The sequence below is a fragment of the Kitasatospora sp. NPDC057512 genome (genome assembly GCF_042802135.1).
GTDB lineage: Bacteria > Actinomycetota > Actinomycetes > Streptomycetales > Streptomycetaceae > Kitasatospora.
Window position 1 is genome coordinate 1 of record NZ_JBHVET010001231.1, and the last position, 1,348, is coordinate 1,348.

General features: G+C 75.5%; 2 protein-coding genes. Both read right to left on the reverse strand.

Translation table 11 applies throughout. From position 1 onward, the window contains the following. Positions 1-74: 74 nt before the first annotated feature. A complete protein-coding gene (locus tag ACFU6K_RS39135) occupies positions 75-713 on the reverse strand; it encodes an ATP-binding protein (RefSeq protein WP_380671462.1) in 639 nt (212 codons plus the stop codon). 56 nt (positions 714-769) lie between these two features. Further along, on the reverse strand, positions 770-1,180 hold the full coding sequence (locus tag ACFU6K_RS39140; protein ID WP_380671464.1) for a hypothetical protein: 411 nt from the start codon (positions 1,178-1,180) through the stop codon (positions 770-772). Between the last annotated feature and the right edge of the window lie 168 nt (positions 1,181-1,348).

Consider the following 1,348-nt stretch of genomic DNA (forward strand, 5'->3'; position numbering starts at 1 on the left):
GGTGCGGGGGAGACGCACCGGGCCCTTCGTCATGCCCCGGGGGTTCGGCAGCAGCGGGTTCAGCCGTACGGGGTTCAGGCGGCGGAGAGCTCGCCGGCCCGGGTCGCGGCGCGGATCCGCCGCTCGGCCTCCGGGCCGGCGCACGCGTACGAGCCGAGCGCGACCTGCCGTCCGACGGTGGACCGCTCGGCCCGCATCAGCCGCAGGCCCCGGCGCAGCAGCACCGGCAGCGACTTGCGGCCCTCCCGGACGTCCCGGCGCAGCCGGCGCCAGGCCGTGGTGAGCGCGCCGTTGCGCAGGCACAGGGCGTCGCCGAGCAGGCCCTGGTCGGCGCACTCGGCGGTGATCTCGGCGGCGAAGATGCCCTCGGCGATGAACGCGTCCGCCCCGTCCAGCTCCAGGCCGCGGGTGCCGATCCGGCCGTTGTCCGGGATCGAGTACACCGGGACGTCCGTGCGGCCGTGCTCGTGCAGGGAGCGGATCGCGGCGACGGCCTGGTCGCGGTGCCAGGCCAGCGGGGAGTCCCAGTCGACGGCGCCGTCCGGCAGCCGCGGCAGGGTCGGGTCGTCCCCGTCCTTGTAGAAGTCGTCGAGCTGGAGCACCGGCAGGCCGCTGCGCTCGGCCAGCGAGGACTTCCCCGACCCGGAGGGCCCGGAGAGCAGGATCACCCGGGCATGCCCGGTCGGTGCGGGGTTCATGGGGGAGTCACTCACGGGACACCAGTCTGACGCATCCCGGCCGGTTGCCGAAACCGGCCGGGGCGGACCTTCTACCGCGCCCCCGGCCGGGACTGTGACGCCGGGTCGGCGAGGGCGACGTGGACCATCGGCAGGTAGCGGCTGTCCACCTGGAGGTAGACCGGTTCCCCGGTGCCGGGCGGCCGGTAGGCGGTGGCGGCCCAGTCCGGGCTGTGCCAGGTGTCGGGCTCGGGCTCGTGGAAGGTTCCGCCGGTGGGCAGTTCGTGCCGGCCGGTGTCGCGGGTGACCAGGGCCACGGTGTCGGCGCCCGGCCTGATGTGCAGGCTGCCGTTGACGTAGTCGGGCTGCCGCTCGGACCGGGCCGAGCAGGGCACCCTGACCGGGCGGCCCGCGGCCAGCCGCCGCGTGGTGCGGGCCACGTGCCACCTGCGGTAGAAGCCGTCCGCGAACAGCGCCATCAACTCGCCGATGAACTCGCCCATGCGTCCCCCTGCCCGTTCCCCCGGTCGTTTCCGTCACCGGTGATTCTGGCCGGGCCGGCGGGGCACGCGGGAGCGTCGAAAGTCGGCGGCGCGGGTGACGAAAGTCGACGGGCGACGGGCGGAACGCCCCCGGAACGCCGACGGACCCGCGCCAGGGGGGGAGAGGCG

Excerpts from the sequence above, each read along its gene's own strand:
- ACFU6K_RS39140 (WP_380671464.1), bottom strand. The coding sequence starts at position 1,180 with ATGGGCGAGTTCATCGGCGAGTTGATGGCGCTGTTCGCGGACGGCTTC.